The sequence below is a fragment of the Pseudomonas sp. O39 genome (assembly GCF_045447295.1).
Classification (GTDB): domain Bacteria; phylum Pseudomonadota; class Gammaproteobacteria; order Pseudomonadales; family Pseudomonadaceae; genus Aquipseudomonas; species Aquipseudomonas antarctica_A.
In genome coordinates this window covers 1-2,613 of record NZ_JBJGXV010000054.1, presented here as the reverse complement: position 1 = coordinate 2,613, position 2,613 = coordinate 1, and the positions used below count along the sequence as shown (strand labels likewise).

The following is a 2,613-nucleotide window of genomic DNA, read 5'->3' as shown; positions in this document are numbered from 1 at the left end:
ATGGGTTTGTTTCTGCATGCTGAAACTAAGGCTGGCGGCCGCCATTGCTTTAGCCTGATGAGCCGCTTGGACGTCGACCAATTGTGGGTCGAGCATGCCGTAGACGTCAGCATCATCAAAGCGCATGCCAGCCGGTAGCGCGGCGTACAGGATGATGAACCGGTCAGTTGGAGCTGAAAACACACGCGCCGTGCGTGACTAACTTGAGGCACTCGATGAAAAGGCTCTGGCGGAAACGCTACCGAAGCGCCTGTCGCTGAAGGTTCCTAAAGCCCGCTGGACCGCCGCTCTTGGAGGCCCAGCGTTCTACGCTTACTCTAAGAATTATCTGATTGATACCGAGCACGGCGCCATTGTGGATGTGGAACCAACACCGGCTCATCGCACGGCTGGGGTTGAGAGCACCAAGACCATGATTGACCGTATCGAAGCGCAGTTCAATATCAAGCCGGAACGCCTGATTGGCGATACTGCTTACGGCACCGCACCGATGCTGGCCTGGATGGTGGAGGAAAAAACATCGAACCACACGTGCCGGTGTGGGACAAAACCGAGCGCAAGAACGACAGTTTTCGAGCAACTATTTCCACTGGGATGACGAGGCTGAGGAATACCGTTGCCCAGCCGGCAACGCGTTGCGCAGCGAATGGCTAGCCTTCAAGAATGAGCGTTCGCACGTAACCAAAACCAACACCATCATCTTCCGATCCCGGCAAACCGACTGCGCTACGTGTCCGATGAAAGCCAAGTGCTGCCCGAACAATGCATTCCGCAAGATCGCTCGCAGCGTCCATAAAGTCTCTCGTGATGTGGCTCGGCGCATTGCAGCAACGCCGGCATATCAGCGCTCTCGCCACGAACGTAAAAAGGTCGAAATGTTGTTTGCCCACCTCAAACGCATCCTGAAACTGGATCGCCTGCGGCTACGCGGCATGAGTGGGGCGCGGACGAATTCACGCTTGCCGCTGCGGTGCAGAACCTGCGACGGCCCGCGAAATTTTCATCTCAAGGGCCACCAGTCACGGGATAGGTGCGCCTGCACCAGGCAAAAAACCTCAAATTAACCCAATTGACAGAGCAGCAAAGGTCACCGAAGGGCCGAAAAACCACTCACTGTGTTGATTAGGTTCTCCTGTGGTGGTCGTGCCTGAGCTCAGGCCATTTACAAATCCGACTCTTTTCAACAGAATCGGCCAGAAGCAGCCAGTTGGATGCCCCTAGGAAATCACAGGAGATTCATTATGCCTGTCAGTGAGCGACGCTCATTCGAAAAGTTTGAAAAAGAAAAAAGCACTTGTTCGTGTGTTTTTTTCGGACGTATGCTCGATGACAAGCTACTTTTAATTCAAGTGCTTTAAAAATAAGAATTCATAAGCTTCAACCCTTTTGAGTTACGGTACATGAATCGTTATGGAGAAGGAAGCATGCAAGGTAACTCAGAGCTACCAGAGCAGATAGAAATACGGAAAGTTGGAGACTGTTTTGAAGTGCACTGGGACTATCAAAAAAACCAAAATACATTAGTGCAGCGAGCCCGATGCGAACGGCTTGACGGGTACATAGATGGTTTTATTGATGGCGCGTTAGTCGCCTTAGAAATTCCGGGTCCCAATATCCATCGGGTATGCAGCTCAAAAGGCTCTGTCGTTGGGGTTCAGATTATAACCGCCGTTAAATTGGCAAAAATTCTCGCAAACATTTTTTTTCCGCTAGAAACAGACGAACCGAAAAAATCCCAGGTGTCCGCCAAGCGGCGCTACTTAAAGGGCCGAGCCGTACATTTGGAAAGTATGGACGCTTTCAAAGCTGCAAGCGCTTAACTCCATCGCTACTAACAAAGCCGAGCGTCCCGCATTCAACAACTGTTTTCGCATCATCCGTAAGCGTCTGAGCTACAGCGCCTTACGACTCAAACCTTAATCCGTTTAACCTAAGGAAAATCGGGATTGCCCTTGACGTTGCTCGAAATGGCATCAACGTGACTCGCCTTCCAATGCGTGCGCTGAAACCAGGACTGCGGAACAGGGTGCACGATGGCCCGCAGCGCCCTGGCGTAATCTATCACCAGGCCGGGGGGCCAGGCCATGGTCAGCGCACGTCTGCGTACCTGCGCCGCAATCCAGAGTTCAGGCATGAACAGGGTCCGTAAACAGTCTCGCCATCGCTCGCTGCGAAACGCAAGCACGGCATCGAGGGACGCCTCAAGCGCATAAGCGACTGAGCTTGAACAGTTGCGGTAGGTCAGATTGTAGCGGTTATCAAGACTGTAGTTCATCCAGAAATGTTCAAGGGCAACGCTGTTGTAGTGATGGAACTCTATCTTTCGGTCCGATTCGCACCAATCCGCTGCCTCTTTCTCATAGTCAGGCAGGACAGTACTCGGCACATCATTGTCCTTGGTCGCTTTGAGTATGCGGAAAAACTCCGAGGGCGAGCGGTCGATATCCGCGGCTGGGTATTGACTGATATAGATCGAGGGTTGTAACTCCAAGGCTGCATGCCCGGTGGAAATAATACCCTGGGCGTCCACTGTGGCGATGTAACGGTTGACGATCGGTCGCGGCACCGGGGTATTTCCGCCGCTCCTTCCGGCGTCCAGATGTGAACGACTAG

1 protein-coding gene and 2 pseudogenes are annotated in these 2,613 nt (G+C 52.8%); 2 read left to right on the top strand and 1 reads right to left on the bottom strand.

Going from position 1 to position 2,613, the window contains the following annotated elements; genetic code table 11:
* Positions 1-96: 96 nt before the first annotated feature.
* Together ACI77D_RS29210 and ACI77D_RS29205 are read left to right on the top strand one after the other, a co-directional pair.
* Positions 97-1,030: pseudogene (locus ACI77D_RS29210) on the top strand (transposase); the annotation flags it as partial.
* A 394-nt stretch (positions 1,031-1,424) separates the two neighbouring features.
* Positions 1,425-1,820, top strand: coding sequence for a hypothetical protein (locus ACI77D_RS29205; protein WP_407018087.1), 396 nt, complete (start codon positions 1,425-1,427; stop codon positions 1,818-1,820).
* Positions 1,821-1,930: 110 nt separating this feature from the next.
* On the opposite strand, the pseudogene ACI77D_RS29200 reads toward ACI77D_RS29205, so the two are convergent.
* A pseudogene (locus ACI77D_RS29200) lies at positions 1,931-2,613 on the bottom strand (hypothetical protein); the annotation flags it as partial.

Bases quoted from the DNA above. Each gene is read 5' to 3' on its own strand.
- ACI77D_RS29205 (WP_407018087.1), top strand. From the start codon at position 1,425: ATGCAAGGTAACTCAGAGCTACCAGAGCAGATAGAAATACGGAAAGTT.